This window comes from Citrobacter sp. wls717, from assembly GCF_005280955.1.
In the GTDB taxonomy this organism is placed as follows: domain Bacteria; phylum Pseudomonadota; class Gammaproteobacteria; order Enterobacterales; family Enterobacteriaceae; genus Citrobacter; species Citrobacter werkmanii.
In genome coordinates this window covers 341,182-360,532 of sequence record NZ_SZWW01000006.1, presented here as the reverse complement: position 1 = coordinate 360,532, position 19,351 = coordinate 341,182, and the positions used below count along the sequence as shown (strand labels likewise).

14 protein-coding genes and 1 riboswitch are annotated in these 19,351 nt (G+C 54.3%); of the genes, 9 read left to right on the top strand and 5 right to left on the bottom strand.

The features are described 5' to 3' along the window. Nucleotides 1–24: 24 nt before the first annotated feature. Nucleotides 25–1,203 (bottom strand): sugar efflux transporter, encoded by a 1,179-nt coding sequence (locus FDX09_RS04090; protein ID WP_085048318.1) that lies wholly within the window; start codon nucleotides 1,201–1,203, stop codon nucleotides 25–27. Between the two features lie 115 nt (nucleotides 1,204–1,318). Continuing rightward, nucleotides 1,319–1,441 carry a glucose uptake inhibitor SgrT gene (sgrT, locus tag FDX09_RS04085; protein ID WP_016151681.1) on the bottom strand — a complete coding sequence of 41 codons (123 nt, stop codon included), beginning with the start codon at nucleotides 1,439–1,441 and terminating at the stop codon, nucleotides 1,319–1,321. 99 nt (nucleotides 1,442–1,540) lie between these two features. Between sgrT and sgrR the strand changes: the two genes are divergently transcribed. The 4 genes from sgrR to thiQ all read left to right on the top strand — a co-directional run bounded on the left by sgrR (nucleotide 1,541) and on the right by thiQ (nucleotide 6,756). Next, nucleotides 1,541–3,196, top strand: coding sequence for an HTH-type transcriptional regulator SgrR (gene sgrR, locus FDX09_RS04080; RefSeq protein ID WP_137346832.1), 1,656 nt, complete (start codon nucleotides 1,541–1,543; stop codon nucleotides 3,194–3,196). Nucleotides 3,197–3,243: 47 nt separating this feature from the next. Beyond that, nucleotides 3,244–3,465: riboswitch (TPP riboswitch) on the top strand. Nucleotides 3,466–3,495: 30 nt separating this feature from the next. Then, entirely contained in the window at nucleotides 3,496–4,479 is a 984-nt protein-coding gene (thiB, locus tag FDX09_RS04075) for a thiamine ABC transporter substrate binding subunit (protein ID WP_137346831.1), read from the top strand. Further along, entirely contained in the window at nucleotides 4,455–6,065 is a 1,611-nt protein-coding gene (gene thiP, locus FDX09_RS04070; protein ID WP_137346830.1) for a thiamine/thiamine pyrophosphate ABC transporter permease ThiP, read from the top strand. The genes thiB and thiP overlap by 25 nt, the downstream gene beginning before the upstream one ends. Further along, nucleotides 6,049–6,756, top strand: coding sequence for a thiamine ABC transporter ATP-binding protein ThiQ (gene thiQ / locus FDX09_RS04065; protein WP_038637159.1), 708 nt, complete (start codon nucleotides 6,049–6,051; stop codon nucleotides 6,754–6,756). Before thiP ends, thiQ begins: the two co-directional genes overlap by 17 nt. Before the next feature lie 38 nt (nucleotides 6,757–6,794). Here thiQ and FDX09_RS04060 read toward each other — a convergent pair whose 3' ends face one another. Together FDX09_RS04060 and araC are read right to left on the bottom strand one after the other, a co-directional pair. Next, nucleotides 6,795–7,562, bottom strand: a complete 768-nt coding sequence (locus tag FDX09_RS04060) for a DedA family protein (RefSeq protein ID WP_085048321.1) — start codon at nucleotides 7,560–7,562, stop codon at nucleotides 6,795–6,797. Between the two features lie 119 nt (nucleotides 7,563–7,681). Continuing rightward, nucleotides 7,682–8,527, bottom strand: coding sequence for an arabinose operon transcriptional regulator AraC (gene araC / locus FDX09_RS04055; protein ID WP_006686679.1), 846 nt, complete (start codon nucleotides 8,525–8,527; stop codon nucleotides 7,682–7,684). Nucleotides 8,528–8,867: 340 nt separating this feature from the next. Between araC and araB the strand changes: the two genes are divergently transcribed. The 3 genes from araB to araD all read left to right on the top strand — a co-directional run bounded on the left by araB (nucleotide 8,868) and on the right by araD (nucleotide 12,883). Further along, nucleotides 8,868–10,577, top strand: a complete 1,710-nt coding sequence (gene araB / locus FDX09_RS04050; RefSeq protein ID WP_110498753.1) for a ribulokinase — start codon at nucleotides 8,868–8,870, stop codon at nucleotides 10,575–10,577. Nucleotides 10,578–10,587: 10 nt separating this feature from the next. Further along, nucleotides 10,588–12,090 carry an L-arabinose isomerase gene (gene araA / locus FDX09_RS04045; protein WP_069324068.1) on the top strand — a complete coding sequence of 501 codons (1,503 nt, stop codon included), beginning with the start codon at nucleotides 10,588–10,590 and terminating at the stop codon, nucleotides 12,088–12,090. Between the two features lie 97 nt (nucleotides 12,091–12,187). Then, nucleotides 12,188–12,883, top strand: a complete 696-nt coding sequence (gene araD, locus FDX09_RS04040; protein ID WP_121528574.1) for an L-ribulose-5-phosphate 4-epimerase — start codon at nucleotides 12,188–12,190, stop codon at nucleotides 12,881–12,883. 42 nt (nucleotides 12,884–12,925) lie between these two features. Here araD and FDX09_RS04035 read toward each other — a convergent pair whose 3' ends face one another. Further along, on the bottom strand, nucleotides 12,926–13,309 hold the full coding sequence (locus FDX09_RS04035; RefSeq protein ID WP_038637140.1) for a DUF4751 family protein: 384 nt from the start codon (nucleotides 13,307–13,309) through the stop codon (nucleotides 12,926–12,928). Nucleotides 13,310–13,906: 597 nt separating this feature from the next. On the opposite strand from FDX09_RS04035, the gene polB reads away from it, so the two are divergent. Together polB and rapA are read left to right on the top strand one after the other, a co-directional pair. Next, nucleotides 13,907–16,258 (top strand): DNA polymerase II, encoded by a 2,352-nt coding sequence (gene polB / locus FDX09_RS04030; RefSeq protein WP_038637136.1) that lies wholly within the window; start codon nucleotides 13,907–13,909, stop codon nucleotides 16,256–16,258. 176 nt (nucleotides 16,259–16,434) lie between these two features. Then, nucleotides 16,435–19,341 (top strand): RNA polymerase-associated protein RapA, encoded by a 2,907-nt coding sequence (gene rapA / locus FDX09_RS04025; RefSeq protein ID WP_038637132.1) that lies wholly within the window; start codon nucleotides 16,435–16,437, stop codon nucleotides 19,339–19,341. The last annotated feature ends 10 nt before the right edge of the window (nucleotides 19,342–19,351 follow it).

The window sequence follows — 19,351 nt, the reverse complement described above, 5'->3', positions numbered from 1 at the left end:
CGCCGCCATCCGGCACTTTATAAATCAAACGTCCTTCACCCGCCCGGTCATCACCAGCGTGACCACCGAAATCGCCGCAATCACCCAGTAAACGGCAAAATGCCCGTAGCTTTGCGCCACCGCTCCTTGAATCACTCCCGCCAGAATCACGCCCGTTGAAATACTGTTAGTAAACAATGTGGTCGCCGATCCCGCGCGCCCCGGCATCAGATCCTGAAACCACAGCATTCCTATCCCAGCGATAATGCCGATAAATACCGCGTTAAACAGCTGCAGGACCAGCAGCGCCGTGCGGCTGTGAAAGAAGATCAGACCAAGATAAAACAGTACGCCCGCCGCCACGGCCGCGATCATCATACGCCGCTTACCAAAGCGTTTCACGTAGTAGCCCGCCAGAATCATCGCCGGAATTTCCAGCCCGGCCGCGGTGCCCATCAGGATCCCGGCCAGCTTGTCCGGCAAGCCCAGCTCAAGGCTAATCCACAGCGGCATATCGATGATGTACATGGTATTGCAGGTCCACATCAGCGTGGAGGCAATAAACAGCATGCGTACATTTTTGTCCTGCCAACCGCTGGCCTGTTCCAGCGGCACATCGACAGGTTGCTCCACCCGAGCCACAGATGGCAGTATCAGCGCGATCAGCACCAGGCTGATGGCAAAAATGCCTGCGGCAATGGAAAACATCGCCGTGAAGCCGTAATTCAGCGCCAGCATAAAAGCCAGCGGCGGCCCTATCACCCACGCCAACGAAAGCTGCGCACGCATCACCGAGCTAAACATCACCACTTCACGCGCCGAGCTATCGGCATATTCCCGCGCCAGCGCAAACAGCTGCGGCATGGCGGTATTTGCCAGCGAAGCCAGCAGCACACCGCAGGTGATCAGCGTGAGATAGTGGCGATTAAAGGCAAACAGCAGCGCGTTGCCGATTGCCATCAGACAACAGAACATGATCAGTTTTCGCCGATCGCCCTGACTATCGGATCGTTTCGCCAGACCAAGGCTGACCCCGATCCCGGCAATAGCGTTGACGGTATAAAACAGCCCGACCCAAAATGGCTGCGCCCCGACTTCACGGCTCAGAAACAGGCTCAGCGTGGGTGCCTGCAACGCCCCGGCCACACCCATCATAAAAGCGACCAGCATAAATGCCGCGTAAACGCCGTTAAGGCGCCGTCCCATGGTCATAATCCAGAGCATATCTTTCCTTTTAAGCGCAGCTGAAACGAAAAAAGCCAGCAGATAATACCTGCTGGCGCGGCGATTAACACCAATACTCAGTCACACATGATGTCTGCAACTCGCAATTCGGAGGTCAGGCTGTCACCTCCCACTGCATCAGTTCTTCAAGCATCTTTAAGCGCTGCGGTGCGCTCAGGCAAGCCAACCAGGACGATTTTTCCGTCGCAGTAAAGTACTTCAACCAGAACTGACGCATAGATGACCCCTTCGTTGTCTCATCGCTTCATCGGAATCTATTATTGGCTTAATATAGGGATAATAAAATTGCTGAGTTTTCCGCAGGAGTTCCCCTTTTATGTCTTCTGGTCGTTTGCAACAACAGTTCATCCGTCTGTGGCAATGCTGTGACGGCAAAACGCAAGACACGACGCTAAACGAACTGGCGGAGCTGCTGAGCTGCTCGCGCCGTCATATGCGCACCCTGCTTAATACCATGCAGGATCGCGGCTGGTTAACGTGGGAAGCCGAAGTTGGGCGGGGTAAACGCTCGCGCCTGACATTTCTCTATACCGGGCTGGCGCTCCAGCAGCAGCGGGCAGAAGACCTGCTGGAACAGGATCGTATCGATCAACTGGTGCAACTGGTCGGTGATAAAACGGCCGTCAGACAAATGCTGGTTTCCCACCTGGGACGCAGTTTTCGCCAGGGGCGGCACATCATGCGCGTCCTCTATTATCGCCCTATGCACAATCTGCTCCCCGGCACGGCGTTACGCCGCTCCGAAACCCATATTGCCCGACAAATCTTCAGTTCCTTAATTCTGGTAAATGAGGAAAATGGGGAACTGGAAGCCGACATTGCGCATCATTGGCAGCAGATTTCGCCTTTACACTGGCGATTCTTCCTGCGCCCGGGGATCCATTTTCATCATGGCCGTGAGCTGGAAATGGAGGATGTCATTACCTCGCTACAGCGCATCAACGCGCTGCCGCTGTACTCGCACATTACGCAAATCGTCTCGCCCACCGCCTGGACGCTGGATATCCATCTTGCCCAACCGGACCGCTGGCTTCCCTGGCTACTGGGGCAAGTCCCCGCCATGATTCTGCCGCGAGAATGGGAAACGCTAAATAACTTTTCCAGCCATCCGATTGGCACCGGCCCATATGCCGTGATGCGCAATACTAATAACCAACTGAAAATTCGCGCATTTGATGATTACTTCGGCTACCGGGCGCTGATCGATGAAGTTAACGTTTGGGTATTACCTGACATCGGCGAAGAGCCGGGCGGCGGGTTGACGCTAAAAGGTCCCACGGAGGATGAAAAGGCGATTGAAAGTCGACTGGAAGAAGGCTGCTACTACCTGTTATTTGATACACGCGCCCACCGTGGTGCTAATCAGGAGGTTCGCGAGTGGGCAAGCCGCGTTCTCTCGCCAACCAATTTAATCTGTCACGCCGACGAACAGTACCAGAGACTGTGGTTTCCCGCCTATGGGTTACTCCCCCGCTGGCACCACGCCAAACCCGGGCATGGTGAAAAACCGGCCGGGCTGGAAACGCTAACGCTCACCTACTATCGCGATCACATCGAACATCGGATTATCGCGCAGATCATGAAAACGTTGCTGGCGCAGCATCAGGTACAGCTAAACATTCAGGAGATCGACTACGATCAGTGGCATGCAGGTGAAATAGTCAGTGATATCTGGCTCAACAGCGCCAACTTTACCCTCCCGCTGGATTTCTCGCTGTTCGCTCATTTGTGCGAAGTCCCGCTGCTGCAAAACTGTATCTCGCGCGACTGGGAAAACGATGCGGCCCGCTGGCGAACCGGTGAAATGAGCCTGGCGGCATGGTGCCAACAGCTGCTCGCCACAAAGGCCATTGTGCCGTTGATCCACCACTGGCTGATCATTCAGGGCCAGCGTAGTATGCGCGGGCTACGCATGAATACCCTCGGCTGGTTTGATTTTAAATCGGCATGGTTTGCGCCGCCGGATCCCTAAGAGCCAGCTCTTAATTGCTGCCCGGCAACAAAATCACTACACTAACGCCGTTCTCAACGGGGTGCTAAATAAAAAACATACACAAAATCATTCATGATGCCTCAAGGCGGCAAGCGAGTGAATCCCAGGAGCATAGATAACTATGTGACTGGGGTGAGTGAGCGCAGCCCACACAGAGGCAGCGTGAATGATGAAGTGTATGGGCTGAGAGATACCCGTCGAACCTGATCCGGATAATGCCGGCGAAGGGATTTGAGGCTTATCTCAAGTCCTTTGCCACCCAACTCTTGAGGTGCAAAGTGTTTAAAAAATGTCTTCCGCTTTTGCTGCTGTGCGCAGCGCCTGCCTTCGCCAAACCGGTGCTGACCGTCTATACCTACGATTCGTTCGCTGCGGACTGGGGGCCTGGCCCGACAATCAAAAAAGCCTTTGAAGCTGACTGCAACTGCGAACTGAAGCTGGTCGCGTTGGAAGATGGCGTCTCGCTGCTTAACCGCCTGCGCATGGAAGGAAAAAACAGCAAAGCCGACGTCGTGCTGGGACTGGATAACAACCTGCTGGAAGCCGCCACGCAAACCAAACTGTTCGCCAAGAGCAATGTCGCAAACGACGCCGTTGACGTACCCGGCGGCTGGAAAAATGACACCTTTGTCCCGTTTGATTACGGCTACTTCGCTTTTGTCTATGATAAAAACAAGCTGAAAAATCCGCCAAAGAGCCTGAAAGAACTGGTCGAAAGCGATCAGAAATGGCGCGTCATTTATCAGGACCCGCGCACCAGCACGCCGGGGCTGGGCCTGCTGTTATGGATGCAAAAAGTCTATGGCGACAAAGCACCGGAGGCGTGGCAGAAACTGGCAGCCAAAACCGTCACCGTCACCAAGGGCTGGAGCGAAGCCTACGGCCTGTTCCTGAAAGGTGAAAGCGATCTGGTACTGAGCTACACCACCTCTCCGGCCTATCACATCATTGACGAGAAAAAAGATAACTACGCCGCCGCCAACTTTAATGAAGGTCACTATTTGCAGGTGGAAGTCGCCGCCCGCACCGCGGCCAGCAAGCAGCCGGAACTGGCTGAGAAGTTCCTCAAGTTTATGGTTTCTCCGGCATTCCAGAATGCCATTCCGACCGGCAACTGGATGTATCCGGTGACGCAGGTTGCTCTCCCATCAGGATTTGAGCAACTGAAGAAACCGGCCACCGCGCTGGAATTTACCCCGCAGCAGGTTGCGGCTCAGCGTCAGACATGGATTAGCGAATGGCAACGCGCCGTCAGCCGTTAATTCCCGGCTGGCTGGTTCCAGGGCTTTCTGCCGCCACGCTGATGGTCGCAGTAGCCCTGGCCGCGTTTCTGGCGCTATGGTTTAACGCCCCACAAGGAGAATGGCTCTCGCTGTGGCGAGACGACTACCTGTGGCACGTGGTGCGTTTTTCTTTCTGGCAGGCTTTTTTATCCGCAGTGTTGTCGGTTGTCCCGGCAATTTTCCTTGCCAGAGCACTTTATCGCCGCCGTTTCCCCGGACGTCTGGCGCTGCTACGCCTGTGCGCGATGACGTTAATCCTGCCGGTGTTGGTCGCGGTCTTTGGCATTCTCAGCGTGTATGGCCGTCAGGGCTGGTTAGCCTCACTCTGGCAGATATTCGGGCTGGAGTGGACGTTTTCGCCGTACGGTTTGCAGGGTATTCTGCTGGCGCACGTTTTTTTCAATCTGCCGATGGCCAGCCGTCTGCTGTTGCAGTCGCTGGAAAATATTCCCGGTGAACAGCGACAGTTAGCCGCTCAGTTGGGTATTCGCGGCTGGCATTTCTTCCGCTTTGTCGAATGGCCATGGTTACGCCGTCAGATCCTTCCCGTCGCCGCGCTCATCTTTATGCTGTGCTTCGCCAGCTTCGCCACCGTTTTGTCGCTGGGTGGCGGGCCGCAGGCCACCACCATTGAACTGGCCATCTATCAGGCGCTGAATTTCGATTACGATCCCGCCCGTGCCGCTATGCTGGCGTTGATCCAGATGCTGTGTTGTTTAGCGCTGGTGCTCCTCAGTCAACGCCTGAGCCGCGCTATTGCGCCCGGAACCACGCTGGTTCAGGGCTGGCGCGATCCCGACGATCGTCTGCACAGCCGTCTGGCAGACTCGTTGCTGATTTTCCTGGCCCTGTTGCTGTTGCTGCCGCCGCTGTTGGCAGTGATTGTCGATGGCCTTAACCGCCAGGTTCTGGATGTGCTTATGCAGCCGGTTCTGTGGCAGGCGTTGGGAACTTCACTGCGCATCGCGCTGGCGGCAGGGGCATTGTGCGTGATACTCACCATGATGCTGTTATGGAGCAGTCGCGAACTGCGCGCCCGACAGCAGGTGCTGGCAGCCCAGGTACTGGAGCTTAGCGGCATGATGATCCTCGCCATGCCGGGCATCGTGTTGGCAACCGGCTTCTTTCTGCTGCTCAATAACACCGTTGGTCTCCCCGAATCCGCCGACGGCATTGTGATTTTCACCAACGCGCTGATGGCGATCCCTTACGCGCTGAAGGTACTGGAAAACCCAATGCGTGACGTGACCGCACGCTACAGTATGTTGTGCCAGTCGTTGGGAATTGAGGGATGGTCGCGGCTGAAAGTGGTTGAACTGCGGGCACTGAAACGTCCGCTGGCGCAGGCGATGGCTTTTGCCTGCGTACTGTCGATTGGCGATTTTGGCGTGGTGGCGTTATTTGGCAATGAGGATTTCCGCACCTTGCCGTTTTATCTATATCAGCAGATTGGATCTTATCGCAGTCAGGATGGCGCGGTTACGGCGCTCTTGCTGCTGATCCTGTGTTTTACGCTGTTTACCGTTATTGAGAAATTGCCGGGTAGAAATGTTAAAACTGATTGATATCACATGGCTTTATCACCATTTGCCCATGCGCTTTACGTTGTCGGTCTCGCGCGGTGAGCAGGTCGCAATACTCGGGCCCAGCGGTGCCGGGAAAAGTACGTTGCTGAATCTGATTGCCGGCTTTCTTGCGCCTGCCAGCGGCACAATGATGATTGAAGGTGAAGATCACACCGCAACGCCCCCTTCGCGTCGTCCCGTTTCCATGCTGTTTCAGGAAAACAACCTGTTCAGCCATCTGAGCGTGTGGCAAAACATCGGTCTGGGTCTTGATCCGGGATTAAAACTGAACGCATCGCAGCGGGAGAAAATGCGCCACATCGCCCGGCAAATGGGGCTCGATTCACTGCTGGAGCGACTCCCCGGTGAGCTTTCCGGCGGGCAGCGACAACGTGTGGCGCTGGCGCGTTGTCTGGTGCGGGAGCAACCCATTTTGCTGCTCGATGAACCGTTCTCTGCGCTCGATCCCGCGCTGCGTCAGGAGATGTTAACCCTGGTCGCCGAGGTCTGCCGTGATAAGCAGCTTACGCTGCTGATGGTTTCCCACAGCGTCGAAGATGCGGCGCGAATTGCGCCCCGGTCAATCGTGGTCGCCGACGGACGCATTGCGTGGCAAGGCAAAACAGACGAGCTACTAAGCGGTCAAGCCAGCGCCTCAGCGCTGTTAGGCATCAAGCCTCATATTTCGTAGGCCGGATAAGGCGAAGCCGTCATCCGGCAAGGGAATCGTTAGTAACCCACAACTTTGCGCAGAATATCGATATACACCGGCATCAGCGGGTGACGCAACAGCGCCGCCAGCGCGACCACGCCGATCCCGAGCGTCAACGGCGCCAGATACAGTAAACGGCTGCGGGGGAAATACGCGGTTAAACGATCGACTGCCGCTTTGCCGCTGCGCCACAGCCGCCAGCATAACCAGCCTCCAACCCACAGCAGCAACGCCGTCGCCAGCAGCAGCCATTTGAAATCTCCGCTCTGCATATCGGAAGGAATATCGATTGCCGCGCCCGCCAAAATACCCGGCAGGAAATAGAACGGCGGCCACAGCACGCAGCCAATAATATTCGGGACTATAAATTTTGCGACAGGCAGATCCAGCATACCCGCCACCATCGGCACCAGCGGACGCGTTGGGCCGACAAAACGGCCCACCAGAATGGTAAACATGCTGTGCTGATGCAGCGCATGCTCGGTTTTATCCAGCAGCGCCTTGTTCTTTTTCATGAACGACCAACGGTGCAGCGGCTTTTTAAAGCGCCAGCCCAACCAAAAGGAGATCCAATCCCCCAACAGGCAACCGACGATGCCCGCAAGCCAGGCATGCCAGAAATTCAGTTCGCCACTGCCAATCAGCGCCCCCAGCCCCGCCATCATCACGGTGCCAGGCAGAATCAGACCAACCAGCGCCAGAGACTCCAAAAAGGCCACCAAAAGTACGGCGATCAGAGAGTACAGGGCGGACTGGAGGATAAAGTGTTCCAGCAATGCTTGCATAATGTGTCCGTCAGATTTACGAAGCAGGGATTTTGATAACCCTTCTCAACTTCGTCAAGCCATCAATTGTCTGAATAGATTGCCAGTTATGACAACTTTCAGGACACATCATTCACTTTTTATTCACATCCAGCACGGAACTCGCTCGGACTGGCGCCGGTACATTTTTTGAAAACGCGAGAGAAATAGAGCTGGTCATCAAAGCCGACGTTGCGACCCACCGTGGCGATAGGCATTCGCGTGGTACTCAGCAGTAGCTTCGCCTGACTGATTCGCTGATCCTCACGCCAGCTTAATACGCTAATGCCCAATTGCTGGCGGAACAGGTGTGACAAACGGGAAGGCGACAGGCAGACATGCTGTGCGACGCTGGCAATATCAAAATTGCTGTCCGCCAGATGATCGCTAATGTACTGACAGGCATCACGAACGCGGTTGTCCATTGGCGGGTGCAGCGACTCATTAATGGCTTCCATACGTCGGAGTAACAATTGCTCCAGCAAATTAATCGCCAGCAGTTCGGAATAGCGTCCCTCTCCCTGCCCGGCATTGATGATCTGCCCAAACAGTTCGTTGAAATGCGGTTGATGCGCTTCATCAGGGCGAAAGAAACCGGTCTGGGCAAAAATGGCCGGCCAGGCCAGCCACTCCTGCCAGTAAGCGCGTGGCCGGAAGTAGACCCACTGGTGATACCACTCGCTGGCGTCAGGATGGCGTCCGTAGTGGTGAATTTCGCCAGGCGGAAAAAGCAAAATATCGCCAGGTCGACAGACAAACTGCTTGCCCTGATTGTTAATGACCCCTTCCCCACGAATAGTGAGATTGAGGATATAGCCTTTCATCCCCAGCGGCCTGTCGATAAAAAAATCCAGGTATCCGTTCGCCTCAATGGGGGTCAATCCAGCCACCAAATGTGCGTTAAACGAATAGCCCGGCAGGAGGGGATCGTTTTGCGTTTCAGCCATAATTTCAATACTCCCTGGGTTCTGCTAAGAAACAATTTGTCCATATTACGCCAGACATCATCGCCGTCGTCCCGGCGGGCCACAGTTGTTTGCGGTAATGGACCATCAACCCCGCTTGTGAAAAGCAATTTGTAAAAAACATGTACCACGCCAACGTCAAAATCGGCTAACAAAAGTGTCTATAACTACGGCAGAAATGTCCACATTGATTATTTGCACGGCGTCACACTTTGTGATGCCACAGCATTTTAGTCCATAAGATTAGCGAATCCTGCCTGACGGTTTTTATCCCTGGTCACTACTGTTTATCCATACCCGTATTTTTGGATGGAGTAAGACGATGGCGATTGCAATTGGCCTCGATTTTGGTAGTGATTCGGTACGCGCTTTGGCGGTGGAATGTGCCACTGGTGAAGAAATCGCCACCAGCGTTGAGTGGTACCCACGTTGGCAGGAAGGGCAGTTTTGCGACGGCCCAAACAACCAGTTTCGCCATCATCCGCGCGACTACATTGAATCCATGGAAGCGGCGCTGAAAACCGTACTCGCCGAACTGAGCGCGGAACAACGCGCAGAAGTGGTCGGGATTGGCGTTGACAGTACCGGCTCAACCCCGGCGCCTATCGATGCCGACGGCAACGTACTGGCGCTGCGCCCGGAGTTCGCGGAAAACCCGAATGCGATGTTTGTTCTGTGGAAAGATCACACTGCGGTAGAAGAAGCCGAAGAAATTACTCGCCTGTGCCACACGCCAGGCAAGATCGATTACTCCCGCTATATTGGCGGTATTTATTCCAGCGAATGGTTCTGGGCAAAAATCCTGCACGTGACTCGCCAGGACCACGCGGTCGCCGAGGCGGCGGTCTCATGGATTGAGCTGTGTGACTGGGTTCCGGCCCTGCTCTCCAATACTGTGCGCCCCCAGGATATTCGTCGCGGTCGCTGCAGCGCCGGGCATAAATCCCTGTGGCATGAAAGCTGGGGGGGGCTGCCGCCAGCCAGTTTCTTTGACGAACTCGACCCCATCCTCAACCGCCATCTGCAATACCCAATGTTTAGCGACACCTTCACGGCGGACCTGCCGGTTGGCACTCTGTGTGCCGAGTGGGCGCAGCGCCTGGGTCTACCGGAAAGCGTGGTGATTTCAGGCGGCGCTTTTGACTGCCATATGGGCGCGGTCGGCGCAGGCGCACAGCCCAATACGCTGGTGAAAGTCATTGGCACGTCTACCTGCGACATTCTGATTGCCGATAAACACAGCGTTGGCGAACGCGCGGTGAAAGGCATTTGCGGGCAGGTTGATGGCAGCGTGGTGCCGCATTTTATCGGTCTGGAAGCGGGGCAATCTGCTTTCGGCGACATCTATGCCTGGTTTAGCCGCGTGTTGAGCTGGCCGCTGGAACAGCTTGCCGCGCAGCACCCGGAACTGAAAACCCAGATTAAAGCCAGCCAAAAACAGCTGCTGCCAGCGCTCACCGAAGCCTGGGCGAAAAATCCGTCGCTGGATCACCTGCCGGTGGTGCTCGACTGGTTTAATGGTCGTCGTACGCCGAATGCCAACCAGCGTCTGAAAGGCGTCATTACCGACCTGAATCTGGCAACCGATGCGCCAGCGCTGTTCGGTGGTCTGATTGCCGCCACGGCCTTTGGCGCGCGCGCCATCATGGAATGCTTCACCGAACAAGGCATTGCGGTTAACAACGTCATGGCGCTCGGCGGTATCGCGCGTAAAAACCCGGTCATCATGCAGGCCTGCTGCGACGTGCTAAACCGTCCGCTACAGATTGTCGCTTCAGACCAGTGCTGCGCACTCGGTGCGGCTATCTTCGCCGCCGTTGCCGCGCAGGTCCATGCAGACATTCCAGCCGCCCAGCAACATATGGCGAGCGCAGTAGAAAAGACGATGCAACCTCGTCCAGAACAGGCTCAACGTTTTGAACAACTTTACCGCCGCTACCAGCAGTGGGCGGTAAGCGCTGAACAACAATACCTTCCGACTGCCGCTCCGGCGCAACAAGCCCCGGTAGACCTGGCAACCCTGACTCATTAAGGACACGACAATGACAATTTTTAATAACTATGAAGTGTGGTTTGTGATTGGTAGCCAGCACTTGTATGGCCCGGAAACCCTGCGTCAGGTAACCCAACATGCCGAGCACGTTGTTAACGCACTGAATACGGAAGCTAACCTGCCCTGCAAACTGGTGTTAAAACCGCTGGGTACTTCACCTGACGAAATTACCGCTATCTGTCGTGATGCCAACTATGACGATCGCTGCGCAGGTCTGGTGGTCTGGCTGCACACCTTCTCTCCAGCCAAAATGTGGATTAACGGTCTGACTATCCTCAATAAGCCGCTGATGCAGTTCCACACCCAATTCAACGCCGCCCTGCCGTGGGACAGCATTGATATGGACTTTATGAACCTGAACCAGACCGCACACGGCGGTCGCGAATTCGGCTTCATCGGTGCGCGTATGCGTCAGCAGCACGCCGTGGTCACCGGCCATTGGCAGGATAAGCAGGCGCACGAGCGTATTGGCTCCTGGATGCGCCAGGCGGTGTCCAAACAGGATACCCGCCATCTGAAAGTCTGCCGTTTTGGCGACAACATGCGTGAAGTAGCGGTCACTGACGGCGATAAGGTTGCCGCACAGATCAAATTCGGCTTCTCGGTAAATACCTGGGCCGTGGGCGACCTGGTGCAGGTAGTGAACGCAATTAGTGACGGCGAAATCAACGCGCTGATCGACGAGTATGAAAGCACCTACACCATGACGGCGGCCACACAAGTCCATGGTGAGAAACGTCAGAACGTACTGGAAGCCGCCCGAATTGAACTGGGAATGAAGCGCTTCCTTGAGCAGGGCGGATTCCACGCCTTCACGACGACATTTGAAGATTTGCACGGCCTGAAACAACTTCCGGGTCTGGCCGTACAGCGTCTGATGCAGCAAGGCTACGGCTTTGCGGGCGAAGGCGACTGGAAAACCGCCGCTCTGCTTCGCATCATGAAGGTGATGTCAACCGGTCTGCAGGGCGGCACCTCATTTATGGAGGATTACACCTACCACTTCGAGAAAGGCAACGATCTGGTGCTCGGCTCACACATGCTGGAAGTGTGCCCGTCAATCGCTGTGGAAGAGAAACCGATCCTCGACGTTCAGCACCTCGGTATTGGCGGTAAAGACGATCCTGCCCGTCTGATCTTCAACACCAAAACCGGCCCGGCAGTGGTCGCCAGCCTGATCGATCTCGGCGATCGTTATCGCCTGCTGGTTAACTGCATCGACACGGTGCAAACGCCGCACGACCTGCCGAAACTGCCGGTGGCGAACGCATTGTGGAAGGCCCAGCCGGATCTACCAACCGCATCCGAGGCCTGGATCCTTGCCGGTGGCGCGCACCACACCGTCTTCAGCCATGCGCTGGATCTGAACGATATGCGCCAGTTCGCTGAAATGCACGATATCGAGATCGCAGTAATCGATAACGAGACCCGTCTGCCGGCCTTTAAGGACGCGCTGCGCTGGAACGAAGTGTATTACGGGTTCAAACGTTAATTGGTGAAACGGATTGCCCGGTGGCATTTCATTTACCGGGCCTACAAATCACCGTAGGCCGGATAAGCGAAACGCCATCCGGCATTCAGGAGTTTACATGCTAGAAGATCTTAAACGTCAGGTACTGGAAGCGAATCTGGCACTGCCCAAGCACAACCTGGTGACGCTGACCTGGGGAAACGTTAGCGCCGTCGATCGCGAACGCGGCGTGTTTGTGATTAAACCTTCCGGTGTCGATTACAGCGTCATGACCGCAGACGATATGGTTGTTGTCAGTATCGCCACTGGGGAAGTCGTTGAAGGCACGAAAAAGCCCTCCTCCGATACCCCAACGCACCGTTTGTTATATCAGGCATTCCCGACCATTGGCGGCATTGTTCATACCCACTCGCGCCACGCGACAATCTGGGCGCAGGCGGGTCAGTCGATCCCGGCCACGGGTACCACCCATGCGGACTATTTCTACGGCGCCATTCCCTGCACACGTAAAATGACCGACAGCGAGATTAACGGGGAATACGAGTGGGAAACCGGGAATGTGATCGTCGAAACCTTTGAGAAACAAGGGATTGACGCAGCGCAGATGCCAGGCGTACTGGTGCACTCTCACGGTCCGTTCGCCTGGGGAAAAAATGCCGAAGATGCGGTGCATAACGCCATCGTGCTGGAAGAAGTCGCCTATATGGGGATATTCTGCCGCCAACTCGCGCCGCAGTTGCCGGATATGCAACAAACCCTGCTGGATAAACACTACCTGCGTAAGCATGGCGCAAAAGCCTATTACGGTCAGTGAAATGACGCCAGGCGCGTCCGGAAACAATGACGCGCCTTCTTATTATTGAGTTATATATTCCGCAAACGTACTTCGATACACACAATTATTAGCACAAACGTATTTAATCACATTATCATAATGTCCCAGCGCCTCTTCGCCATCCAGAGAATGAAAGAAAATATAATCTGCAATTGTTGACTGCCAGCGTTGGCCGTTCAACAGATAATTAATAACCGTATCACGATGCCCATTTATTCTGTCCTGTCCTTGCCAGTGAAAGAAGGCATTCCCACGATCAATAATCTCAGAGCGCCAGATTTGACCTGACCATGTTCTATACTCAATGTATTGACTTACCGACTTAATAGTCGGGTTAGATAGCTGAGTATTAACAAATAAATAGTGGTCATATCCTACCTGTAACGCCTGAGTATAAACATTCATAACACCTCTCCATTTCACAACACACCCAAGCTATTGATATAAAACACCCGAGCCGCCAGATGAATAAAAATTACATCAGGAGATAAAAATCAAATTATGCAGAGAGATATTCCCGACGAAATCGTACCGAAAATCTGTTTTTATCCAGACAATAGTAATCCAATAATATATATTATATTCAACCTGACAACCCGAATGCTTCAATTAAAATAGTTACACTAACCATGAATAAAAACAAATTAAAAAAAGTGTAATTTTTTCTGAACCGAGGGGTAAGTAGCAGAATGGATTGAGCACTATTCTGAAAATGTGAAAAAACTCCTGAAGCAGACTATCAATTTATGGAAAACACATAATCAAAAAGTAGTAATTTAAATAAATAATCAAAACAGACTAATCAAATAATTTACGGAAGTATAACCAGAAACTGTATTCATAAATTAAATAGTTCGACACTGAAATTTTGTACCCGAAAAGAATTTTACTGTCACTGCGACTGCGTCTTACCGCGACTTTTATCTTACAACTGTACAAAATAACAGTACAATCGTGCAATCCAGGCTATAATCATGCCTGGTTTTTTAATGGATACACAGCGTGGCGCAGGCAGGCTTTATTTTAACCCGGCACTGGCGGGACACCCCGCAGGGAACTGAGGTCTCATTCTGGCTGGCGACAGACGACGGGCCGCTGCTGGTCACGCTCGCGCCTCAGGAATCCGTCGCGTTTATACCTGGCAGTCAGGTTCCGCGCGTTACATCATTATTACGTACAGAGAACGGCTATCGCCTGACGCCGCTTCAGCTACAAGATTTCCACCGCCAGCCCGTTTCGGGTCTGTATTGCCGCTCCCACCGCCAGCTTATGCGGCTGGAAAAACTCCTGCGCGAAAACGACATCACCGTTTATGAGGCTGACGTACGCCCGCCAGAGCGATATCTGATGGAGCGCTTTATCACGTCCCCGATCTGGGTCGAAGGCGACAAACATAACGGCACGCTGATTAATGCCCGCCTTAAGCCAAACCCGGACTATCGACCGCCGCTAAAATGGGTATCGCTGGATATCGAAACCACGCGGCATGGTGAACTCTACTGCATCGGTCTTGAAGGCTGCGGGCAGCGTATTGTCTACATGCTCGGCCCGGCAAACGGCGATGCCTCGGCGCTGGATTTTGAACTTGAGTACGTGGCTAGCCGACCGCAGTTGCTGGAAAAGCTCAACGACTGGATTGCCCGTCATGATCCCGATGTCATCATTGGCTGGAACGTGGTGCAATTCGATTTACGCGTCCTGCAAAAGCATGCCGAACGTTATCGCATCCCCCTGCGTTTTGGTCGTGATAATAGCGAACTGGAGTGGCGAGAGCATGGCTTCAAAAACGGCGTGTTCTTCGCGCAGGCCAAAGGTCGACTGATCATAGACGGCATTGAAGCGCTCAAATCCGCATTCTGGAATTTCTCGTCATTCTCGCTGGAAACGGTGTCGCAAGAATTGCTGGGCGAAGGAAAATCGATTGATAACCCGTGGGACCGAATGGACGAAATTGACCGTCGGTTTGCCCAGGATAAACCCGCGCTCGCTACCTACAATCTCAAAGACTGTGAGCTGGTCACGCGCATTTTTCATAAAACCGAGATCATGCCTTTTCTGCTGGAGCGCTCGACGGTCAACGGTCTGCCGGTCGACCGTCACGGTGGTTCGGTTGCCGCCTTCGGCCACCTCTACCTTCCGCGCATGCACCGGGCGGGTTACGTGGCGCCAAATCTGGGGGAAGTTCCCGCGCACGCCAGCCCCGGCGGCTATGTGATGGACTCGCGCCCGGGATTGTACGACTCCGTTCTGGTGCTGGATTACAAAAGCCTGTACCCCTCAATTATTCGTACATTTTTGATCGATCCGGTGGGGCTTATCGAAGGGATGGCGCACCCGGATCGGGAGCACAGCACCGAAGGTTTTCTTGACGCCTGGTTCTCACGCGAAAAACACTGCCTGCCGGAGATCGTTACTCAGATCTGGCACGGGCGTGAAGAAGCAAAACGCCACGGGAATAAACCGCTCTCGCAGGCGCTGAAAATTATCATGAATGCGTTTTACGGCGTACTGGGTACTACCGCCTGTCGCTTTTTCGACCCGAGACTGGCCTCATCAATCACGATGCGCGGCCATGCGATCATGCGCCAGACCAAAGCGTTAATTGAGGCTCAGGGTTACGACGTCATCTATGGTGATACCGACTCGACCTTTGTCTGGCTTAAAAAGGCGCACTCAGAAGATGATGCCGCCCGGATTGGCCGGGAGCTGGTAAGCCATGTCAACTCGTGGTGGGCGCAATCGCTAAAGCAACAAAATCTGACCAGCGCGCTGGAGCTGGAGTTTGAAACCCACTTTTGTCGCTTTCTGATGCCGACTATTCGCGGTGCGGATACCGGTAGTAAAAAGCGTTACGCCGGGATGATTCAGGAAGGGGCTGAACAACGCATGGTGTTTAAGGGACTGGAAACGGTTCGCACCGACTGGACACCGCTGGCGCAACAATTCCAGCAGGCGCTGTACCTGCGAATTTTTCGTAACGAGCCGTATCAGGAGTTTGTCCGCGAGACCATCGACCGTCTGATGGCAGGTGAACTGGATGCACAACTGGTGTACCGCAAACGCCTGCGCCGCCCGTTAAGTGAATACCAGCGTAATGTTCCGCCACACGTCCGCGCGGCACGACTGGCTGATGAACAGAATATAAAACGAGGTCGCGCGCCACAGTACCAAAACCGTGGCACCATTAAATATGTCTGGACAGTAAACGGCCCTGAACCTGTGGATTATCAGCAATCTGCTCTCGATTATGAGCACTATCTGACCCGTCAGATACAACCGGTTGCCGAGGGAATACTTCCCTTTATCGATGATAACTTTGCTACACTACTCACAGGGCAACTGGGGTTATTTTGACGCGTGACGAAACCGCCGCCATCCAGTACCATAGCGCCCTTTCCATTCCTGGACCCATTTAACACCACTACCACTGATTTATTAGCCTGGTAGCGGGGTCGTATGCTCTCAAAAACCGGGTTAGCCCGGAAAATGACGAGTATTGCCTGCAATTAAAGATATAGAGCCGAACATATATGCCTTTTACACTTGGTCAACGCTGGATCAGCGATACAGAAAGCGAACTGGGACTTGGTACTGTTGTCGCCATGGATGCGCGAACCGTCACTTTACTTTTCTCATCGACGGGCGAAAACCGTCTGTATGCGCGCAGTGATTCTCCCGTGACCCGCGTGATGTTCAATCCTGGCGATACGATAACGAGCCATGAAGGCTGGCAACTGCATGTCGATGAAGTAAAAGAAGAAAACGGCCTGCTTGCCTATATCGGAACCCGCCTTGATACCGAAGAAACCGGTGTAACGCTGCGTGAAGTGCTGCTCGACAGTAAACTGGTATTCAGCAAACCACAGGATCGCCTGTTTGCCGGTCAGATTGACCGTATGGACCGCTTTGCGCTGCGCTATCGCGCGCGTAAATTTCAGAGCGAACAGTACCGTATGCCATGGAGTGGTTTGCGCGGCCAACGTACCAGCCTGATCCCCCACCAGCTCAACATTGCTCATGATGTTGGTCGTCGTCACGCCCCGCGCGTTTTGCTGGCTGACGAAGTGGGTTTAGGTAAAACCATTGAGGCCGGGATGATCCTGCATCAGCAACTGCTTTCTGGCGCCGCTGAACGCGTACTGATCATCGTCCCGGAGACGCTACAGCACCAGTGGCTGGTCGAAATGCTGCGCCGTTTCAACCTGCGTTTTGCGCTGTTCGATGATGAGCGTTATGCAGAAGCGCAACACGACGCCTACAACCCATTTGAAACCGAACAGTTAGTTATCTGTTCGCTGGACTTTGCCCGTCGCAGTAAACAGCGTCTGGAGCACCTGTGTGACGCCGAATGGGATCTGCTGATTGTCGACGAAGCCCATCACCTGGTGTGGAGCGAAGATGCGCCCAGCCGCGAATATATGGCCATTGAACAGCTGGCTGAGCGCGTACCGGGTATCCTGCTGCTGACCGCTACGCCAGAACAACTGGGTATGGAAAGCCACTTTGCACGTCTGCGCCTGCTGGATCCAAGCCGTTTCCACGATTTCGCCCAGTTTGTTGAAGAGCAAAAAAATTACCGTCCGGTCGCTGATGCCGTCGCCATGCTACTGGCTGGCAATAAGCTGAGTAACGATGAGCTGAACATGTTAGGCGACATGATTGGCGAGCAGGATATTGAGCCATTATTGCAGGCAGCAAACAGCGACAGCGAAGACGCCCAGAGCGCGCGTCAGGAACTGGTTTCGATGCTGATGGACCGCCATGGCACCAGCCGTGTGCTGTTCCGTAACACCCGTAACGGTGTGAAAGGCTTCCCGAAACGCGAACTGCATACCATCAAATTACCGTTGCCGACCCAATACCAGACCGCGATAAAAGTCTCCGGCATTATGGGCGCGCGTAAGAGTGCGGAAGACCGGGCTCGCGACATGCTCTACCCGGAACAGATTTATCAGGAATTCGAAGGCGACACCGGCACCTGGTGGAACTTCGATCCGCGCGTGGAATGGCTGATGGGCTACCTGACCAGCCACCGTTCGCAAAAAGTGCTGGTTATCTGCGCGAAAGCGACCACCGCGCTGCAACTGGAGCAGGTTCTGCGCGAACGCGAAGGGATCCGCGCCGCCGTGTTCCATGAAGGAATGTCGATTATTGAACGTGACCGCGCGGCGGCCTGGTTTAGCGAAGAAGATAGCGGCGCCCAGGTGATGCTGTGTTCTGAAATCGGCTCAGAAGGACGTAACTTCCAGTTCGCCAGCAACCTGGTGATGTTCGACCTACCGTTCAACCCGGACCTGCTGGAACAGCGTATTGGTCGTCTGGACCGTATCGGCCAGGCACATGATATTCAGATCCACGTACCGTTCCTGGAAAAAACCGCGCAATCCGTGCTGGTGCGCTGGTACCACGAAGGTCTGGATGCGTTCGAACACACTTGCCCAACCGGACGTACTATCTATGACACGGTATACAACAATCTGATCGGCTTCCTGGCTGAGCCGGAAAATACCGATGGCTTTGATGACCTGATCAAAACCTGCCGTGAGCAGCACGAGGCGCTGAAAGCCCAACTGGAGCAAGGCCGCGATCGCCTGCTGGAAATTCACTCCAATGGCGGTGAAAAAGCTCAGCAACTTACCGAAAGTATTGAAGAGCAGGATGACGACACCAGCCTGATCGCCTTTGCCATGAACCTGTTTGATATCGTCGGTATTAATCAGGATGACCGTGGCGACAATTTAATCGTACTGACGCCGTCCGATCATATGCTGGTACCGGATTTCCCTGGCCTGCCGGAAGATGGCTGCACCATTACGTTTGAACGTGATGTCGCCCTGTCGCGTGAAGACGCGCAGTTTATTACCTGGGAGCATCCGTTGATCCGCAATGGTCTGGATCTGATCCTGTCCGGCGACACCGGAAGCAGCACTATTTCTTTATTGAAAAACAAAGCGTTACCGGTCGGCACTCTGCTGGTTGAACTGGTTTACGTTGTAGAGGCGCAAGCGCCGAAACAGCTGCAGTTGAACCGCTTCCTGCCGCCAACACCGGTACGCATGCTGCTGGATAAAAACGGCAATAACCTTGCCGCGCAGGTTGAATTCGAAACCTTTAACCGTCAGCTCAGCGCCGTTAACCGCCACACCGGCAGCAAACTGGTCAACGCCGTGCAGCAGGATGTTCATGCCATCCTGCAGTTGGGTGAGGCGCAGGTGGAAAAATCCGCCCGTGCGCTGATCGACGCGGCGCGCAAAGAAGCGGATGAGAAGCTGACAGCAGAACTGTCGCGTCTGGAAGCCCTACGTGCCGTTAACCCGAACATCCGTGATGACGAACTGAGCGCCATTGAAAGCAACCGCCAGCAGGTGTTGGAAAGCCTGGAGCAGGCGGGCTGGCGTCTGGATGCCCTGCGTTTGATCGTCGTGACGCACCAGTAACGGAGCCATA